General features: G+C 70.8%; 14 protein-coding genes, 2 tRNA genes and 1 riboswitch. Of the genes, 4 read left to right on the forward strand and 12 right to left on the reverse strand.

Annotated elements, in window-relative coordinates:
• Positions 1 to 308: 308 nt before the first annotated feature.
• The 3 genes from GVV76_RS00005 to GVV76_RS00015 all read right to left on the reverse strand — a co-directional run bounded on the left by GVV76_RS00005 (position 309) and on the right by GVV76_RS00015 (position 3,227).
• Positions 309 to 381, reverse strand: a tRNA-Ala gene (locus GVV76_RS00005).
• 88 nt (positions 382 to 469) lie between these two features.
• Positions 470 to 1,804: a hypothetical protein gene (locus GVV76_RS00010; RefSeq protein WP_159624007.1), complete on the reverse strand. Its 1,335-nt coding sequence runs from the start codon at positions 1,802 to 1,804 to the stop codon at positions 470 to 472.
• Between the two features lie 211 nt (positions 1,805 to 2,015).
• Positions 2,016 to 3,227, reverse strand: coding sequence for a molybdopterin molybdotransferase MoeA (locus tag GVV76_RS00015; RefSeq protein WP_159624009.1), 1,212 nt, complete (start codon positions 3,225 to 3,227; stop codon positions 2,016 to 2,018).
• Positions 3,228 to 3,382: 155 nt separating this feature from the next.
• Between GVV76_RS00015 and GVV76_RS00020 the strand changes: the two genes are divergently transcribed.
• From GVV76_RS00020 to mscL, 3 genes are all read left to right on the forward strand, one after another.
• Positions 3,383 to 4,033: a 5-formyltetrahydrofolate cyclo-ligase gene (locus tag GVV76_RS00020; RefSeq protein ID WP_159522580.1), complete on the forward strand. Its 651-nt coding sequence runs from the start codon at positions 3,383 to 3,385 to the stop codon at positions 4,031 to 4,033.
• Positions 4,034 to 4,157: 124 nt separating this feature from the next.
• Positions 4,158 to 4,871 carry an SAF domain-containing protein gene (locus GVV76_RS00025; protein WP_159624011.1) on the forward strand — a complete coding sequence of 238 codons (714 nt, stop codon included), beginning with the start codon at positions 4,158 to 4,160 and terminating at the stop codon, positions 4,869 to 4,871.
• A gap of 162 nt (positions 4,872 to 5,033) precedes the next feature.
• Complete coding sequence (mscL, locus tag GVV76_RS00030; protein ID WP_159624013.1) at positions 5,034 to 5,426, forward strand: large conductance mechanosensitive channel protein MscL; 393 nt, start codon at positions 5,034 to 5,036, stop codon at positions 5,424 to 5,426.
• Positions 5,427 to 5,608: 182 nt separating this feature from the next.
• On the opposite strand, the gene GVV76_RS10235 is transcribed toward mscL, so the two are convergent.
• Positions 5,609 to 5,752, reverse strand: a complete 144-nt coding sequence (locus GVV76_RS10235) for a transcriptional regulator (protein ID WP_236263119.1) — start codon at positions 5,750 to 5,752, stop codon at positions 5,609 to 5,611.
• 83 nt (positions 5,753 to 5,835) lie between these two features.
• Positions 5,836 to 10,227 (reverse strand): DNA helicase, encoded by a 4,392-nt coding sequence (locus GVV76_RS00040; RefSeq protein ID WP_159624015.1) that lies wholly within the window; start codon positions 10,225 to 10,227, stop codon positions 5,836 to 5,838.
• 556 nt (positions 10,228 to 10,783) lie between these two features.
• Here GVV76_RS00040 and GVV76_RS00045 point away from each other — a divergent pair.
• Positions 10,784 to 11,638 carry an MT-A70 family methyltransferase gene (locus GVV76_RS00045; protein ID WP_159624017.1) on the forward strand — a complete coding sequence of 285 codons (855 nt, stop codon included), beginning with the start codon at positions 10,784 to 10,786 and terminating at the stop codon, positions 11,636 to 11,638.
• A gap of 27 nt (positions 11,639 to 11,665) precedes the next feature.
• Here the strand turns inward: GVV76_RS00045 and GVV76_RS00050 are convergent, their stop codons facing one another.
• The 7 genes from GVV76_RS00050 to GVV76_RS00080 all read right to left on the reverse strand — a co-directional run bounded on the left by GVV76_RS00050 (position 11,666) and on the right by GVV76_RS00080 (position 18,355).
• Positions 11,666 to 12,073 carry a BglII/BstYI family type II restriction endonuclease gene (locus GVV76_RS00050; RefSeq protein WP_328703553.1) on the reverse strand — a complete coding sequence of 136 codons (408 nt, stop codon included), beginning with the start codon at positions 12,071 to 12,073 and terminating at the stop codon, positions 11,666 to 11,668.
• A gap of 252 nt (positions 12,074 to 12,325) precedes the next feature.
• Positions 12,326 to 12,401 (reverse strand) — tRNA-Arg (locus GVV76_RS00055).
• A gap of 60 nt (positions 12,402 to 12,461) precedes the next feature.
• A complete protein-coding gene (locus GVV76_RS00060) occupies positions 12,462 to 13,400 on the reverse strand; it encodes a universal stress protein (RefSeq protein WP_159522566.1) in 939 nt (312 codons plus the stop codon).
• Between the two features lie 186 nt (positions 13,401 to 13,586).
• Positions 13,587 to 14,396 carry a C40 family peptidase gene (locus GVV76_RS00065; protein WP_159624019.1) on the reverse strand — a complete coding sequence of 270 codons (810 nt, stop codon included), beginning with the start codon at positions 14,394 to 14,396 and terminating at the stop codon, positions 13,587 to 13,589.
• Between the two features lie 464 nt (positions 14,397 to 14,860).
• Positions 14,861 to 15,646 (reverse strand): C40 family peptidase, encoded by a 786-nt coding sequence (locus tag GVV76_RS00070; protein ID WP_159624021.1) that lies wholly within the window; start codon positions 15,644 to 15,646, stop codon positions 14,861 to 14,863.
• A gap of 3 nt (positions 15,647 to 15,649) precedes the next feature.
• Positions 15,650 to 15,809, reverse strand: a riboswitch (cyclic di-AMP (ydaO/yuaA leader).
• Between the two features lie 213 nt (positions 15,810 to 16,022).
• Complete coding sequence (locus GVV76_RS00075) at positions 16,023 to 16,709, reverse strand: metal-dependent transcriptional regulator (protein ID WP_159522560.1); 687 nt, start codon at positions 16,707 to 16,709, stop codon at positions 16,023 to 16,025.
• Positions 16,710 to 16,879: 170 nt separating this feature from the next.
• On the reverse strand, positions 16,880 to 18,355 hold the full coding sequence (locus GVV76_RS00080; protein ID WP_175994067.1) for an NCS2 family permease: 1,476 nt from the start codon (positions 18,353 to 18,355) through the stop codon (positions 16,880 to 16,882).
• Positions 18,356 to 18,370: the final 15 nt, after the last annotated feature.

Raw genomic sequence — 18,370 nt, forward strand, 5'->3', positions numbered from 1 at the left:
ATACAAGCCCAGAAAAAAAGACCAGGCCCAACCCACACCACCACCAAAACAGCAGCAGCACAGGCCAAACAAAAAACAAGACATAAACAAGCATGACACGCTATCGAGTTCTCAAACAACACACCCAGGAGAGCGATCCAAAGAGCCTTTCGCTCCTCGCGTCGCTCTCAAGGCGACTCGACCAACTTAACCAGATGATCGCGGTGATTGTCAATCTCAGGCTCTGTGATCCCGATCTCGACCCCGGATCGTTCGTGAACGATCTGGGCGATAGGAGACCCGAGCCTGACAGCCCGGGTCTCTACCGGTGGAGCTAGGGGGATTCGAACCCCCGACCTTCTCATTGCGAACGAGACGCGCTACCAACTGCGCCATAGCCCCAGGTGCCGGACGATACTAGCACCAGCACTCCGGTGCGCCGCAAGCTGACGCGCCGTGAGCCGCGCCACCGAGCGGTTTCAGCGGGCCGTCACGCTCCAGCGGCGCGGCGCCGCTCCAGGACCTCATCGAGGTTGATGGGCTTGAAGGCCTGTTCCTCGTCGAGGACCGGTGCCGGCACATAGGCGCGCGCGTTGCGCGGCCGCACCGGGGATGGCACCGATTCCGCCTCCGGCAGGTCCAGGTCCGGCACCGCACGGCGGCGGGCCCGCGCGGCGAGCGTGTACGTCGGCGCGGGCACCGCCACAGGACGCCAGCCCTGGGGAGGGGTCGACGTCGCGTCGCGGCGGACCGGCGGGGTAGTCACCGATCGTGGCGCCGCTGACTCGGGGCTAGCCGCGCCCTCCTGTCGGCGCTCCGCCGAGGGAGCGCCGTCGGACTCGATGCGCCCGCTCGCGGCAGCGGTCGCGACGCGGCCACGATCGATCGTGGCCTTTTTACCGGACTCAGCCTCGTCGCGGTCAGCGCGATCGATGTCGGCCGCCTCCAGCGGGCGAGGCTCCATCATCCATTCCATGGGCTTCGCCGCATCAGCCGCGGCCGGCGCTGTTGCAGCGGACGGGGCCAAGGACGTCAACGAGGCCTCGACGACGCCGCTCGCCGGCTCCTCCGTCTCACCGGGAGCGACCGGCTCAGCACCGCTCGCGGCGCTGAGCGCGGCGGCGGTCGAGGCGCCGGCGGGCCCAGCGGCCTCCTCTTCCACGAAAGCGGCCCGTCCCAACTCACTCGACCCGAGGATGGCCCCGGCGGCGGGCGCGGCCACGGGCCTGGGCGCGGCGGGCTCGATCCTGGTCTTGGGGCGGGCGCCGGTGAGGGTGTCGAGCTCGCGCTGCAATGCGGCGATGCGGCGCCGCTCAGCGCGGTCAGCGGCGCGGGAGGCCTCAGCCGCTTTATGCCCGGCGACCATCGACCCCATTAGCAGCGCCGTCGGCAGCAGCGCGGGCCACCACGGCATGACGGTCATGAATCCCACCAGCCACAGCCCGAGGCTCACCCCGAGCAGGCCGGCGGCCACACGCGCGCGGTTGGCGGCGGCGTCCTGGCGGCGCGCGCGAGCGGCATCGCGCGCACGTCGGGCCTGCACGAGCTCACGCTCGACGCGCAGCGCGCGGACGTTCCTCACAGCTGGCCTGTTCATCGCCCTCACCTCCGGGAGCTGTCGGAAGATCCTCGCGTGCCCGCCCTGCTCGCAAGCCTCGTCGGAGGCCGCGGCCGCGTCGCCGGTCGCCAGGATCCGCAACTCGGCGGAATAGCGATCCTCGGAGCGGGACAGGCTCATCACCTCGCGGCGCCCGACCAGAAAGGGCAGGAGATACGCGGTGAGAACGACGACAAGGGCGAGGAGCGCCCAGACTTCAATTCCCACAGCGCCACGGTACGGGCCGCCGAGCCCCGGTCAGGAGAGATTGTCGGCGTGTTGTCACCCGGAATGACACCAATCCAGCCACGGCAGTCCCGCTATTCCCAACAGTCACTCAAAGCGCATGGGCCACTCCCCGAGCGCGCGCCGGGGCTCTCGGGCATCCGGGCTATCTCGCCCCCACGGAGACCGTCACCCCGATCTCAGTGGCCGGGCATCAGGCATCGAGGAGGAGGCAGTGGAGCGTGTCCCCGACCGACACGCCGCGGGCCTCCTCTGGGACGACGGCGATGGCGTTGGCCCGCGCCAGGCCCATGAGGCGGGTGGTGCCGGGCTCCGCCGTCGGCTCGGCGCGGTAGCCGCTGGAGGGCGAGCCGGTCAGGCGCACGGGAACGAACTCTCTCCTACCGGCGGGCGAGGCCCACCCCCGCGTCATCTCGGCTGGCAGGCTCGAGCGGTGAAGCCCCTGCCAGCCGGCGATCTCTCGCAGCACAGGCCGCACGAAGGTCTCGAAAGCGATCTGAGCGCTCACGGGATCACCAGGGAGGCAGAAGATCGGCGTGCCCTCCACGGTACCGACGCCGAGCTGACGCCCGGGGCTCATGGCGACGGCGTCGAAGCGCACCGAGCCCAGGGGCGCGAGGGCCTCCTTGACGGTGTCCCCCTGCCCCACGGACAGGCCCCCGGTGGTGATGAGGACGTCGGCGCGCACGAGCTGATCCTCAAGGGTCTCGGTCAGGGCGCCGAGCTCGTCGGGGACGGCAGCGACGCGGAATGCCCGCCCGCCGGCATCGGTAACGGCGGTGGCCAGGGCGTGCCCGTTGGCGTCGTAGACGCTGCCGTCCCGGCCCGGCGATCCGGGCTCGACAAGCTCGTCGCCGATCGACACGATCACGACGCGCGGCGCGGGATGCACCTTGACGCGCAGCCGCCCCACCCCGGCCAGGAGCGCGATCTGCCGGGCGGACACGCGCGAGCCCTGCGGCAGAACCGTCGTCCCGGCGGCGACATCGTCAGCGCGCCGCCTCACGTTCTCCCCCTCGACGACGACGGAGCGGACCTCTACCCGCTGGGCGCCGCGGTCGGTGTCGATCCAGGGGACGACGGCATCAGCGCCGACGGGCAGGGGGGCGCCGGAGTCAATGAGCATGGCGGTGCCGGGGACGAGCCGGGCGCTGCTGGTATCGCCGGCGCGCACGGCGTCGATGACGTCGAGACGGGCGGGCTCGCTCGCCGTCGCTCCCCGGATGTCGGCGGCGCGCACCGCGTAGCCGTCAAGGCCAGCCAGGTCCGCGCCGGGAAGGTCGAACTCCGCAACGACGTCCTCAGCCAGGACGCAGCCGACGGCGTCGAGAAGGACGACGTCGAGCGGCGGCGCCGGCTGCGCGATCTCGAGGCACGATGCGAGGTGCTCGGCGACGGTTCTCATGGGTTCCTCCCTGCCCGCAGGGCCCGGGACCTCGGGGCGGCACCGGGGTGAGGCCTGCGGCTCCAGGCAGTCAGGCTACCCGCAGGGGCCCATCTCCCCACCCCAGGGGCGGCTCGGCGCGCCCGGAGCGAAAGAGAACCTGAGAGAATCGGGGGGTGAGTTCTCAGGCGCGCCCATCCCCTGCTCCCGCTGGACTGGAGACCAGTCATGACAAGGGCCGCTGGCGCCAGATCCTGCGCCAGCGGCGCCGCAGAGAACACCCCCACCCCAATGCGGGCCACTGCCCTGCCTGCGAGAGCCTCATGGAGCACGCCCTCCAGGCCGTCGAGGGCATGAGAACCATCGCCGCCTACGTCTCGGTGGGCAACGAGCCCTGTACCCGGCTCCTGCTGGAGCACCTGGAGGCCGAGGGCCGCGAGGTCCTCCTGCCCGTCCTGGGCCCGCAGCTCTCCCGCGGCTGGGGGCGCTTCACGGGCATCGCTGATCTGGCCGAGCGCGCGCCGGGGCGCCCTCCCGAACCAGGCGGCGCGCCCCTCCCGGCGGAGGCGGTCTCCGACGTCGACGCCCTGATCATCCCCGCGCTCGCCATCGACCGCGCCGGCAACCGCCTCGGTCAGGGCGGCGGCTGGTACGACCGCGCCCTGCCGCTGAGGCGCGAGGGGGCGCTCGTGCTCGCCGTGGTCTACGACGATGAGCTCACCCCGCACCAACTCCCCACCGAGCCGCATGACCAGCGGGTGGACGCCGTCATCACGCCCGAGCAATGGTTCCTCCTGGAGCGCTCCGTCTTCGCCTCCGGGTCCTAACGGGGCGGCGGGGAGGCGGCTCGCGCAACCACCCCGGGAACCACAGGCGCGCGTGCGCACACCCGCGGCCGCGCCCTGTGGACGAGGGGAGCCGTCTTCCGGATGGAGGGCCCACCCTGGGGTCATGAGCCCCCACCCGCGCCTGAAGCGCTCCCCCGCCATTCGCCCATCGTTGCGCCTGTGGAGGGCGCGCCACCTAGTCATCGCCGCCTGCGTGGGGGCGGCCGTACTGCTCGCGCTCTCCGTGCTGCGCCCCTCACCGCAGGAGGACGGCAGCGCGCTGGTCGTCGCCCGGACAATCGGCGCCGGGGAGCGGATCGAGGCCCGTGACGTGGAGCGGCGCCCGATCCCAGGGGCGGCGCTGCCCGCCCGGGGGAGGGCGGATGAGAGCATCATCGGGAGCAGGGCGGCGGTCCGCTTGGAGGAGGGCACCGTCCTGACGGAATCGATGACGAGCTCGGCGCGCGCCCGGGGGATCGCCGACGACGAGCGGATCGTCCAGGTTCCTGTCGCGGTGGGGGGATCACTGGCGGAGCCGGGCGCGATCGTCGACATCATCGGCGAGAGCCCAGTCACAGCCGCGAGCGCGCCCGCGAGCCCCGCCACGCCCCGCGATCAGGCGGTTGATTCCGCGCCATCGCCGGTTTCGACGGGTGAGGGGACCAGGATCCTCTGCTCCGGCGCACGGGTCGTCGCTACCACAACAGAAGGTGACACTTCTAGGTTACTTTCAGGGAATAAGATCACAGTAGTAGAACTTGCCGTCCCAGCGGACACCGTTACCCTAGTCGTCGGTGCGGCAACGCAGGGCGCCCTCGGCCTCGCGCTGAGCCCCTGACGACCTCATCACAGTCGGGATGATCATTGATCCGATCATTGATCCGCCGGCGCGTTCAGCCGGCGCCGACTGCCCGATGCAGCCAACCGGCTGTCGATCATCGTCCCGGCCTCGCGCCTGTCGCCCCTGCGGGGCGCGCACTCACCGAAAGGTTCTCCCCTCATGATCAAGGGATTCAAGGAGTTCATCGCTCAGGGCAACGCCCTGGAGCTCGCCGTCGCCGTCATCATCGGTGGCGCTTTCAAGCCCATCGTTGACTCGATCACCAAGGTGATCCTGGACATCGTTGGTCAGATCGTCGGCTCCCCGAACTTCGACTCCGTCCTTCAGTTCAAGATCGACAGCGGTTCGGGTACCTACATCCAGCCCGGTACGATCCTGACCGCGCTCATCAACTTCATCCTGGTCGCCGCCGCCGTCTACTTCTGCATCGTCGTCCCGATGAACAAGATGAGGACCCTGCAGAAGAAGCAGGAGGAGGAGAAGCCCGCCGCGCCGACCGACGTCGAGCTGCTGGGCGAGATCCGCGACCTGCTCGCCGCCCGCAACCACTGAGAGCGAGCGCGCCCGGCAGCGCCGGAAGCCGCGCCCCAGTGACCCTCTGAGCCCCGCCGACCCAAGTGGTCGGCGGGGCTCAGTGCTATCCGCTCCGCTTCGCCCCCGCCGCGACCGGTCTCGCTCATGTTTTCGACCGGTCTCGCTCGTAATTTCGACCGGTCTCGGTGAAGGGGGCGGGGTCAGGACCAGTGGGGCGGAACCTCGGCGCGCAGGCGCGCGTCGTTGGCGCTGCCGCCGCCGGGCGCGTCCTCCCGGCGGGCACGGGCCTCGGTGAGGGCATCGATTCCACGGCGCCGCGCGTTCTCCTCGTCCTCCTCAGTCATCTCGCCACGCGCCACCCGCGCGGCGTCCTGAGGGGACAGCAGGACCACTCGGCGCCTGCGGGGCCCACCCGCCGCGGAAGCGCTCATCGGCCCCGCCGCACGGCGTTGCCGAGGACGGCGTCCACACCGGTCCCCCGGCGGGTCAGGGCGAGGGCGGCGCGAAGCTCGGCGAGCTCCTCCTCCTCGCTGCGCGCCATCCCATCGGAGCGGATCCAGGCGACGAGGTCATCGAGCTCGTCGTCGGAATAAGCCTGGAGGGGCAGCCCTTGCGCGATCGGCGGGCGAGCCCTGCGCGCATCCGCCCGGGCAGCGCCCGCGGACGCGCCCGGGGCAGTGGCACTGGCGGGCGCGGCCTCCCCGGGAGCGGGCGCCGGCCGGTCGCCTGCGGGCTCCGTCTCGCGGGCCCCGGCGACGCCCGGGGAGGAGGCGCCCTCACCGGCGGTGTCGTCGATGCGCTCAGGGAGCTCGGGGCCCTCCGGGCGGGCCTGGGCGGCGGAGCGCTCATCGAGGAGCTCATCGATCATGATCTCGATGGCGCGGGCCTCGGCCTCCGGGTCAACGAAGACGCCGGCTGAAAAGGAGCGGTGGACCCGCCAGCCGCGGTGCTCAAGGCGCTCCACCCAGTGGCGGTCGCGGCGCCGCAGGCTCGGCTCGGCCACGTAGTCGTCGTCATCGGTCAGGACGGCGACGAACAACTCCTCGGGATAGTCGGGGTGGCCGATGGCCAGGGGGATGCGGGGGCCGCCGTCGGCTCCCCACTGGGGGACCACCACCAGTCCCTTGCGCCACAGGTGCCAGGCGAGATCCACCAGGAGGCGATCGGGCTCGGCGTTCTCCGTCGGGCCCACGGGGGTCCCTCCCCCGGCGGCGCGGGCGAGAACCTCGCGCAGCAGTTTGGCGCCGGGCGCCCGCAGCCGATCGGGATCGAGGTCCTCGGCCCCGATGGAGGAGATGACGGTCGTGGCGCCCCGGGAGGCGCACAGGGCCTCGACGAGAGCGACCATGCCGCCCTGCTCGCCGAGCTCGCCGAAGGCGTGAATGGTGCGCCCGTGCGGGGTCTTCGCGAAGCCGACGGAGAGGATGACGCGGTCGCGGCGCAGGGAGCGGGCCTCGCGCAGGTCGATGACCGTGAAGGGCTCCTTGACGCCGACGGAGAAGAAGTCGTCCAGGGCGGGGGACTCGGCGGCCGCCACAGCCACCGCTCGACGGATCTCGTCGGCGTGGCGGGTGTTGAGGGCGATGACGCCCAGGCTCTCGTCGGGGCGGGTCAGCGCGTGCTCGATGACGACGTCGACCACCTGGTCCACCTCGTCCGGCACGGTCTCCACAGCGCTCTTACCGGGCGCGGGCATGCCGCGGCCATCGACGCGGATAAGGGACAGGGTGGACTCGCCCGGCGGCCCGGGGATCACCTCGACAATGCCCTCATAGCCGTTAGAGGCGAGGAAGGAGGCGATCCCGGCGTCGAGCTGGTTGCGGCCGGTGGGCAGGGTCACCGAGGGCAGGAGCGGCCCGAGCTCAGCGGCGAGCCCCTTCTCCGCGCGGCGCGGGTCCCCGATGACGAGGACCTGCTCGGCGCGCACGAGGGCCGGCAGGGCCTGGGCGACCGGCATGCTCGCAGAGGCGTCGAGGATCGCCAGATCCACGACGGCGCTGGGGGCAAGCACCTGCGGCACGAGGGTCGGTGGGACGATCCAGACGGGGCGGGCCAGCCAGGCCACCGGGTGGGCGTCGAGGATGTCGCGCAGGGGGACGCCGTTGTCCTTGGACAGGGCGATGTACAGGGAGCGGGCCTGCTGCTTGTCGGCCTCGACAGCGGAGCGCACGCGGCGGGCGCAGGCCTGCGCGACGGGACCGGACAGGGAGGCGGACTGGGCGGCGTCAAGCCGGCGCAGGCTCTCGGAAAGTTCGTTGAGGGCCTTGGCGTCCAGCCCGCCCATATCCGGATCCTCCCGCAGGGCCTGGGCGAGCACGGAGGACCACCAGCAGTAGGTGAGCTCGTCATCGAGCTCGTCATCGGGCACCTGGCGGGCGCGCAGATCCGCGACGAGCGGGCCCATGCCCAACTCGTCGATGGCGATGGTGGTCTGGTTGCGCTCAGGTTGGGCCTGCGCGGTCTCCGGGTCATCGGCGAGAGCCCGCACACGGGTGGTCAGCTCCGCGAGGGGCGTGTCCACGAGCGCCGGGGAGCCGTCGTGGCGGTCGAGGAGGGACTGGAGCTCGGTGAGCGCGTTCATGGCGCGCTCGCAGGTGCGGCGCATCTCGTCCAAGCCCTGCGGGAGGGTGGGCCAGCCGCCGTCGGGATCGTGGTGGCGCCACTCCTCGCGACGCCGCTGCACCTTGACGAGCTCGGCGTGCAGGTCCTCGACGACGCGGCCGGGGCGCACGAGGTCCTTGGCCTGCCGGGTGAAGCGACGGCGCGCGGAACCGCTCATGACGATGCTGCGCTCCTCGCGCCACCGCTTGGTGGCCGTGGCGATGACGAGGTCGGCGGCGGAGCGCTCGAAGACCTCGGGGAGGAAGACATCGAGGGAGTCGCGCACGCCGTCGAGCATGTCGAGCTGCTCGGACCACATGGCCGGCGTCGTGGCGCGCCGCAGCCCGGTGTAGGAGGAGACCTCGCGGCTGTGGGTCTCGATGGCGGGCAGTATGTCGTCGGCGAGGCGGCCCAGGCGCCCCAGGGCGTCGGTGACCTCGTCGAGGTCGGTCAGCGCCAGACCGCTCCAGGGCGAGGGCGCCTGGACCGGGTCGAGCATCCCGAGGGAGTGGGCGCGGTGGAGGATGCGAGAGGCACGCTCGCGCCCGGCGTCGTCGAGGCGCTCAAGCCGTCCGGGGACGATCCTCGCGGTGGTGCGGGCCTTCGAGCGCGACGAGGTGAGTTCAGCGAGTGTCTGAAGCGCCTCGTAAGCGGAGACGTTCCAGGGCGCGCGCCGCGTGTGCAGAGCCGTCACGTAGCGGGACAAGCGCTTGCGCACGGCGGTGAGGCGCTGGCGGACCCGCAGGATCTCGGGGACGTCGATCTGGGGCGGCTGGGAGCCGAGCCCGGATTGGACGGCCTCGGCGGCGTGACGGCGCCAGCTGGCGTCCTCCGTGAGATCGACGACGAGGTCCCCCAGGCCGAGGTCCTCCAGGGCCTGGGCGACGGCGTGGCCGTCCCCGCTCGTGGCCGGGATGTGGATGGCGGTGCGCCCGGTGGCGGCGGCGTCGGCGAGGACGGCGGCCAGCGTGGCGGCCACATCCGATCCGGGGGGCGCGTCGAGGAGGAGGGAGGCGCCCAGGCTGACGGATTCGACGACGTCGAGCTGACCGGGGTCGAGATCGCCCGCGCCGCGCTCGGCGTCGGGGGCGCGGTCCTCGCGCCGGAGGGCGGGCAGATCGACGGCGAGGGCCCGCTGGGCGGGCTCGACGCCGGCCAGCGCGGCCACGATCGCGGAGAGGCGCGCGCGGTCGACGACGGCGTCGAAGTCCTCGACGAGCGCCTGGCCCGGGTGAACGAAGGCGCCGACGACGAGCCGCTCGCGCAGTTCGAAACCGGGCAGGTAGTCGCGGCAGGCGGCGGCGATGCGGGTGAGGGCGGCGCGCGGGGTGAACCCCTCCGCGGTCAGGGCGGCGCGGGCCAGGGCCTGGATGTCGGCCGTCGATCCATAGCGGCGCAGGGCGCGCGTAAGAACGGGGTTGACCTCGATGGAGGGGTCGACGGCGATGGTCGCGTCCGCGGAGGCGCTGGCCAGGCGGACCGGCCGCATGAGCACGGGGGCGTTGACGGTGCGGACGGTTCCCGGGGGCCCCGCCGGCCGCGAGGAGAGCGCGCTCTCCAGGGCCGAGGCGAGGACGGGGTCGGAGATCTCATGCCCGGGCGCCTCAGCCTCATGGTCGGCATCGGAGTCGCCGGGCCCGCCTGGGCCGCCGTTCTGGGCGCCCCCTGCGCCGCCGGCCGCCGCGGCGCCGGTGCGCCGGGAGTCCTCCCGGATGGTCTCAGTCCAGGTCGCGATCCCGATGGCGAGGTACACGGGGGCGACGCCGAACTGCCTGGCGAGGATGTCGGTGCGCCCGGCGACCTTGCGCACGGACTTGCGGGCGGCGGCCAGGGCGGTGGGCTCGCGGATGAGGCTGGACAGGGGGGTGGGGCGCCCGGCGTAGAGCTGAGCGAGCCCTGAGGGATGCGCGGTGGTGAGGTCGACGGCGCCGTCAAGCAGGGAGACGTCGTCGAGACTGGCCACTCCCCCGAGCCCGACGAGTTCCTCTCGCCATCCCGCGAGCGCGGCGTCCACGCGGGCCCGGCTGGCGTCGTCGAGGTCCGTGGGGGACGCGGGGGCCTCCGGCGCCGTCGGCGCGGGCTGGGGGCTGATGGCACCGGGGACGCGCGGCTCGCGCCCGTTCCCGTTGGCTCGCCCCTCGGCGGTGCCCACGCGATCGCCTGCTGCGTGGCCCGCGCTGTGCCGAGCGCGGCCGAAGGAGAAGAGTGAAGGCGCCATGCTCTGACAATATCCGCGCGCGGCGCGCTCCTGCCCGAGGCGCCCCGGGGTGGCGCCGCGTCAGCACGCGAGCGGGCGCTCGGCGACGACGACCGCGGCGGGATGGCGGGCGCGCCCCTCGGGTCATGGACCTGCTGCCGGAGCGCGTCGGCCTGCCCGCGGCGCGTTGGCGAGCCCTGCCGCCAGGGGCGGACCACGGGCCGCGAGGGCTTCCACGGCCCCGGACCCCGATCCGTGTGATAGGCCGTGCAAAGCGCCGTCTGGAGGCCTTGGAGGGGCGCATGACATGGACGACCGTCGGGCGGGGCGAAGACTCTCATCGCGATGGCCACGCTCGGCGGGGTCACTGGATTTACGCCGGTCGCGGGGAGGCTCGCAGTACGGCTGCGTGACGAGTTCGGCTCGTGTTGAGAGAGAAAGGAGGTGAGGGCGGTAACAAGACCCTGGTCACCGCCACGGCGACCGCGGGTTCCTTCAGTCTGGACACTGCGTGACGGTAGGCCCGGAAAATATCTATCGCCACTAAAGTAGATCTTTGTCTAATACACTTGGTCTCATGCATGAGCCACCGTACGCACACGAGGAGATCGCCCCTCTCCCCACCGTTGAGGGCGGGTTTCAGACCATCTTGGCCGATCCTCCGTGGCGTTTCACCAACCGCACGGGCAAGGTTGCGCCAGAGCATCGTCGCCTCGGACGCTACGGCACTATGTCACTGGACGAGATCAAGGCTCTACCAGTAGGCGATGTCACCGCCAAGTCCGCTCATCTGTACCTGTGGGTGCCCAACGCCCTCCTACCCGAGGGTATCGAGGTGCTCCAGGCATGGGGTTTCCGCTACGTCTCGAATATCATCTGGGCAAAGCGTCGTAAGGACGGCGGCCCCGACGGCCGTGGAGTTGGATTCTACTTCCGCAACGTCACCGAGCCGATCCTGTTCGGCGTTAAAGGATCGATGAGGACTCTCGCGCCCGGACGCTCGACGGTGAACATGATCGAGACCCGCAAGCGCGAGCACAGCCGCAAGCCCGACGAGCAGTATGGTCTCATCGAGTCCTGCTCTCCAGGACCCTACCTGGAGATGTTCGCACGATATGCACGTCCCGGTTGGTCCGTGTGGGGCAATGAATCCGACGATGAGATCGAGCCTCAGGGTAAGGCACAGAGGGGCTACGGCGGGGGCGAGATCGCTCGATTGCCGATGCTGGAGCCGAATGAGCGCATGAGTGACTGGCTTTCTGAGCGCGTGAGCCAGATCATGGCGGACGAGTATTCTCGCGGCACCTCCGTCCAGCAACTTGCCAAGCAGTCTGGGTACTCGATTCAACGAGTGCGCACGCTCCTGACAAAAAGTGGGGTGCCCCTCAGAAGGAGGGGTCACCCAAAGAAGCCGGAGAAACTGTCCGCGTAGGCGAATTCTTAAGATTCGTCGTTGTCGTCATTGCAAGCATCTTCTTTGCTTCAGACTCAGACATGCCATAATCCTAATATCGCGATCCAGATTGCCGTCCTTAGCGTTCCATTCCAGATCGAGGGCCACTCGCCCCTTGAAGTTGTCAACCTTGCAGCCCTTGTTGGACACCGGACTTGAGGTCACCGTTGGCTTCGTCTCACCAGCGGGCTTGTACGGCATGATCCGGAGTTTGAGTTCAATGTCAGTGTCGACGCGAGCCTCACGCCATCCCAGACTACGGAATCCTTCATTGAAACGGCGTGCGAGCGTTGATTCCTGCCCACCCGCCAGAAGGAGATCTTTCGAAAGAATCTCAAAATCGTTGAGCGCCTTGACGAGCTCATCGAAGAGGTTGGGGTTCGTAGCTCGGACGATGAAGACGCCCAGGTTCAGGGCTTCAACGACGGTGCAGCCGTGACAAGAGTCTTACTCCCACTTCTCCCAGTCGAAGTACCTCATAGCCTCCTCGGGCCAGCCGTAGAACATCCCGCAGTCGTCGGCCCCAGGCGGCTGAGCCACACGCCGAGCTGGACCTTCGCGGCCGCGTCGTGGCTCGTCGGATTCAGAACTACGAACGTGGATCGGGGTCCCGATCGCTTCCGCGACCCGAGACCCCGACCCGTTCTCCCTGGTGAACCAGGGTTTTGGTGCCCCCGAGACGATTCGAACGTCCGACACCCGCTTTAGGAGAGCGGTGCTCTATCCCCTGAGCTACGAGGGCTGGGCGCGATAAGCCTACCAGCGTGCCGCGCCGATCGGGGACCGACGTGCCCCTGCTCGCTCAGGCGCGCTCCCAGGGCACGTTGGAGCGAGTGACCGCCGAGTCGTCGTCCTTGGCGCGGGCGGGCACCACCATGATCGGACAGGCGGCGTGCGAGAGCACCGCCTGGCTCGTGGAGCCCAGGAGGAGTCCCGTGAAGCCGCCGCGACCGCGCGAGCCGACGACGACGAGGTCGACGGCCGTGGAGAACTCGGCGAGGAGCTCAGCGGCGTTGCCGTCCAGCGCGTGGCGGCGGACCGTCACCCCGGGGTGCCCCTCGAGGGCCTCGGCGACGGCGTGGTCGAGGCCCGCTCGCACGTCGGCGAGGACCTGCTGGCGGTCCACGGCGGCCGGCAGCCATGCGAGGGCGCCAGTGCCGGTGCTCATGGGCACGGCGGCCACGGCGGTGAGCTCAGCGCCCCAGGCCTCGGCCTCGCGCACGGCCCGTCGCGCGGCCTTGCGGGCGGAGCCAGAACCGTCCACGCCGACGACGATCCGCTTGACCGGCGTGAAGGCCGCGCCGGTGGTGTGGCGGGGGACGATGACGGTGGGGCACTTGGCATGCGCGGGGAGGGCGGAGGAGACGGTGCCGAGCAGGCGGTCGGCGAAGCCCCCGCCGCCGCGGGTGCCGACGACGGCCAGGGCGGCATCGGAGGAGAGGTCCACGAGCACTCCGGCGGGGTCGCCCGTCTCAAGCGAACTGCTCACCGCGACGCCGGCCTGCTGGGCGCGGGCCACGGCCTCGTCGACGACGGCCTGGGCGCCGGCGCGTATCGCGGTGTCGTCCAAGGCCGCGTAGCCGCCGTCGAGCGAGGCGGCGGTGAAGGACGGAAGCGAGTAGGCGCACAGGATGTGGACCCTCCACCCCTCGCGCGCCGCGCGGGCGACCGCCCAGTCGACAGCGCCGAGAGACTCGGGCGATCCGTCGACGCCAACGAGGACGACTTTGTCTTCAGCCATGGTTCCCTGCCTTTTCCATCGGAGGCCCCGGCCCTCCGGGGTCCGGCGAACCAGGTGCCCCCAAGCATACCTGTGGCGCAGCGCACGGCGGTGAGGTTCAGTGGACGTTGCCCCGGCACGCGCTTCGAGGGGGCGGCCGCCGTGGCGGTCGCCCCCTCGAAGCGGTGGCTGAGGTACGAGCCGGTGTCAGCCGATCCGGATGAACGAGGTCGGGCTGCCCCAGATCTCGCGGTACACGACGCCGGTGGACTCGTTGCCGGCGTCGATCATCATGCCGTTGCCGGCGTAGATGCCGACGTGGTAGCCGTAGTAGACGATGTCGCCGGGGCGGGCCTCGGCCATGGAGACGGCCCTGCCCGCGGCGGCCTGAGCGCCGGAGGTGCGGGGCAGGCTGATTCCGGCCTGGGCGTAGACGTACTGGACGAATCCGGAGCAGTCGAAGCCCGAGGGCGAGGAGCCGCCGTAGACGTAGGCGGCGCCCACGTACTGCATGGCGATGGAGACGATGCTCGAGCCGGAGGCGGCGGGGGCGGCGGCGGGCCGCGCCTGGGCGGCCGGGGCGGCCTGAGCGGTGGTCCGCTGGGCCGAGGAGCCGCCCTGGGCCGCGCCCTGCTCCGGCTGGGCGGCCGGTGCCTGCTCGGGAGCCGCCTCCTCGACGACGGGCTTGGGAGCTGCGGCGACGGCCTCGGCCGCCTCTGAGCCGTGGCTGAAGGCATCGGCCTGGACATCGGCGCCCACGACGATCGCGGCGTTTGTCGTCGCGGCTGCGTGGGCGTCCAGGCCGAGGTAGTTGAGGCCGGAGGCGTCAAGGGAACCCGCGGAGGCCTGGGCGGGCTCCGCGACCGAGGCGGTGGCGGCACCGGAGGCGACCATGGTCAGGGCCAGGCCGGAGGAGGCGGCCAGCGCGAGACCGCGGCGAGTGGCGGGCACGACCTCGGCGAGGGGAGTCGTGGGGCGCGTCGCGGCGCGGTGACGAGCCGGGGAATGGGTGGTCATGTTTCTCTCCTATGGCCGCCGAGGTGAACTGTCTGGTTCGGGCTGGAGACGCCCTCGCCGCGTCAAGCGGGACTCGCCCCGAGGGCCGCGTTCAGGGCCGCGACCCATGAAACGGTTCCCCCGTCCCCATCGCTGGTTGTTCGCCAGCCCGGGCCGGACGATGGGACTGGGCCCCGGCTCGGGCGCCGCGAGGGGGAGGCCCCGCGACACCTGAGAGGCTACCGGAGCGCCGACGGCAAGTCACGGAAAGGTAAACGACACGATCGTGACCTGCCACACAATACCACCCCTCTTTCCCCGTCGTTCCAACGGGTTCCAACCAGTTCAGAGCCCCATTCGGGCACTCTCGAATGAGCGGCTTCACGATGAGAGCAACACCACATAAAACATCTCGGCCCCGCTCCCACGGGGGAAGCGGGGCCGAGAGCGGACTCAGAGTCGATGCGGCCCGACCGCCGGTTCGCTCAGAGGCGGAGGTACGTGGCGCCACCGCGGACGGCCAGGTACTGCACGCCGACGCTCTCGGACTCGGCGGAGACCATCATGCCGTTGCCGGCATAGATCGCGACGTGGCCGGGCCACCAGAGGACGTCACCGGGCTGGGCCTCGGCGGCGGAGATGACGGTGCCGACCGAGCGGATGCCGCCGGAGGAGTGCGGGACGCTGATGCCCGCGACGTTGGCGTACACGTAGGAGACGAGGCCCGAGCAGTCAAAGGCGCTGGGGCCGCCCGCGCCGTAGACGTAGGCCTTGCCGACCTGCGCCATCGCGAGACCCACGATGGAGTTTCGGGCGACAGGGGCGGCGGCCGGGGCGGCCGCGGCCTGGGAGGTGCGGGCCTCAGCGGTCGCGGCCTGGGTCGCCTCAGCGGTGGAGGCCTCAGCGGTCGCGGCCTGGGTCGCCTCAGCGGTGGGGGCGGGAGCCGGGGCCTCGGCGGCGACGGCCTCGGCGGTGTGGTTGAAGCCGTCCACCTGGGCGTCACTGGCGACCTTGACGGCCGCGTTGGCGATAACGGCCTCGTGCGCCGGGGCGGCGAGAGCGGCAGTGCCGACATTCTCTCCGAGGGAGCCGGCGGACTCGCTGAGCTGGGTCGTGTCGCTCGCGGCATTGGCGCCGGAGGCGATCATGGTGAGAGCCAGACCGGAGGACGCGACGACGGCGATGCCGCGACGCGCGGCCGGACCGGTGCTCGACAACGGGGTGATCGGTCGAGTGGCTTTGCGGTGGCGTGCCTTGACGCTGGAAGTCACTGGATTTTCTCCTGGAGAGCCGTCGAGGTTAGCTGTCGGGTTCGGGCTGGAGACGCCCTACCCGCCGAGGCGGGATTCACCCCAAGGAGGAGCGAGCACGAGGCTCGTTCTCATCCGGGGAATGGTTCCCCCGTCCCTGCCGGTGATCTGGGTGGGAATCAGGAGTGAGGGGCGCCGGCAGGGTTTGGCTCCGCCCGTCTCTCCACAACCGGGGCATCGGCTGCACCGCTGACACTAGTCGAAGTCCCGCGCCAGAGTGAAGCCTTGATGTCCGCGACCCCGTGTGGCATCCCTCTCCTAGGGGTCCCATAGGCATATTCACACTGGTCAGGCCCACTGACGGCCTGACCGGCCGCGGGCGCTCACCACCCGGGCTTCAGACAGCGGGAGCGCCCTGCTCCAGGAAGAGGTGGCGGGCGACATCGTCCGGCAGCACGATCGGCATGCCCGTGGGCCCCACGATGCGCACACCCCCGGCCGATCCGCGCAGCTCCACGCGCGCGCCCGCGCAGATCCCTGCGTCCTCCATCCGGCCCAGGAGCTCGCCGTCGGCCTGGATCGGCTCGCCGATCCGGCGCACGACGGCAGATCCGACGCCGTCGCGGACCGCGCGGTTGGCGCTTGACTCGTCCTTCCCCGGCGCGGGGTGGTCGGCTCGCCTGCCGGGGATGGGATTGCCGAAGGGATCGGTGGCCACGTCCCCGAGGATCTCGGCGAGCCGGTCCTCGACCCTCTCGCTCATCACATGCTCCCAGCGGCAAGCCTCGTCGTGGATGTAGCGCCGATCGACGCCGACGACGTCGAGCAGCAGCCTTTCAGCAAGGCGATGCTTGCGGATCACCTCCGTGGCCCGGCGCCGGCCCTCCTCGGTGAGCTCCAGTGAGCGGTCCTCCGTGACCCTGATGAGCCCGTCGCGCTCCATGCGCGCCACCGTCTGGGAGACCGTGGGGCCCGAGTGGTCGAGACGATCGACGATCCGCGCGCGAAGAGGGGTGACGCCGTCCTCTTCCAACTCGTAGACGGTCTTGAGGTACATCTCGGTGGTGTCGATGAGTTCGCTCATATTCGCTCGCGCCTCCTGCGACGACGGTTCCCCACCCAGGCGGGCGGCCAGGCCCTCGCGCCGCCGCTCTCGTAGGGCGCGGGGACTAGGAGAAGGATATCGGTCACTCGCGCGCGGGGTCCTCCGCGAGCGCGGAGGACCCCGGGGTCGTGCTGGCAGTGCTGGGCGGCTCAGGACAGGCCGAGGATCTCCTTGATGGGCGCCGTCGTGAAGTAGACCGCGAACAGCGCGGCGGTCAGCCACATGAGCGGGTGGATCCTGCGCGCGCGGCCGACGGCGGTCTCGACGAGCACGTAGGTCAGGAAGCCCGCCCCGATGCCGTTGGTGATCGAGTAGGAGAACGGCATCATGATGATGGTCATGAAGGCGGGGATGCCCAGCTCGGGCCGCTTCCAGTCGATGTCGGCCACCTGGGTCATCATCAGGAAGCCGACGACGACGAGCGCGGGGGTGGCCGCCTCGTAGGGGACCATCGCGACGAGCGGCGACAGGAAGACCGAGGCGAGGAACAGGGCCCCGGTGACGACATTCGCCAGGCCCGTGCGCGCGCCCTCCCCGACGCCCGCCGCGGACTCCACGTAGGAGGTGTTGGAGGACACCGCGCCGACGCCGCCGACGATGGCGCCCACGGAGTCCACCACGAGGATCTCGCGGGTGCGCGGCGGGTTGCCGTTCTCATCGAGGAGGTCCGCCTCGGCGCCGATGGCCACCATCGTGCCCATCGTGTCGAAGAAGTCGGCGAGCATCATGGAGAAGACGAGCAGGACGATCGACACGACGCCCGCCTTCTCGAAGGAGCCCAGCAGGGAGAAGTGGCCCAGGCCCGACAGGTTCGGCACGGAGACGGGACTGCCGCTCAACGAGGGGACGCTCAGCGCCCAGCCCGTGGGGTTGGAGCCCTCCTCGAAGGCGCCCAGGCCCTGGATGGCCTCGATGATGACGGCCAGGAGCGTGGCGCTGACGATGCCGATGAGGATGGCGCCGCGGACCTTGCGGATGTGCAGGATGATCGTGAGGAACAGGCCGAGCAGGAAGACGACCACGGGCCAGCCCTTGAGGGAGCCGCCCAGGCCGAGCTCGAGGGGCGTGCCGCCGGCGCGCACAACCTTGGCGTCCACCAGCCCGATCAGGGCGATGAACAGGCCGATGCCCACGCTGATCGCGGTGCGCAGGAAGGGCGGGACAGCCCGGAAGACGGCCTCGCGGAAGCCGGTGAGGACGAGGATGAGGATGATGACGCCCTCGATGACGACGATGCCCATGGCATCGGCGAAGGTCATGCCGTGGTTGCCGACGATCGTGTAGGCGACCATCGCGTTGATGCCGAGCCCGGCGGCCATGGCCAGCGGGTAGTTAGCGACGACGCCCATGAGGATCGTCATGACCCCGGCGATGAGCGCGGTGCCGGCGGCGATCTTCGCCTTAGCGCTGGTCACGTCGCCGTCGCCCGCCAGAGCGCCGCCGAGGATCAGCGGGTTCAGCACGAGGATGTAGCTCATCGTGAAGAAGGTGACGACGCCGCCGCGGAGCTCGCGGGCGACGGTCGAGCCGCGCTCGGTGATGCGGAAGAAGCGGTCGAGGGCTGGCAGGGCGGTGGAGGGGGTGGGGCGTGAGGGCGCGGCGCGCCCGGGAGAAGTGGTGCTCACGTTGCCTCATTGTCA

It is taken from the genome of Actinomyces sp. zg296 (assembly GCF_009829695.1).
In the GTDB taxonomy this organism is placed as follows: domain Bacteria; phylum Actinomycetota; class Actinomycetes; order Actinomycetales; family Actinomycetaceae; genus Actinomyces; species Actinomyces marmotae.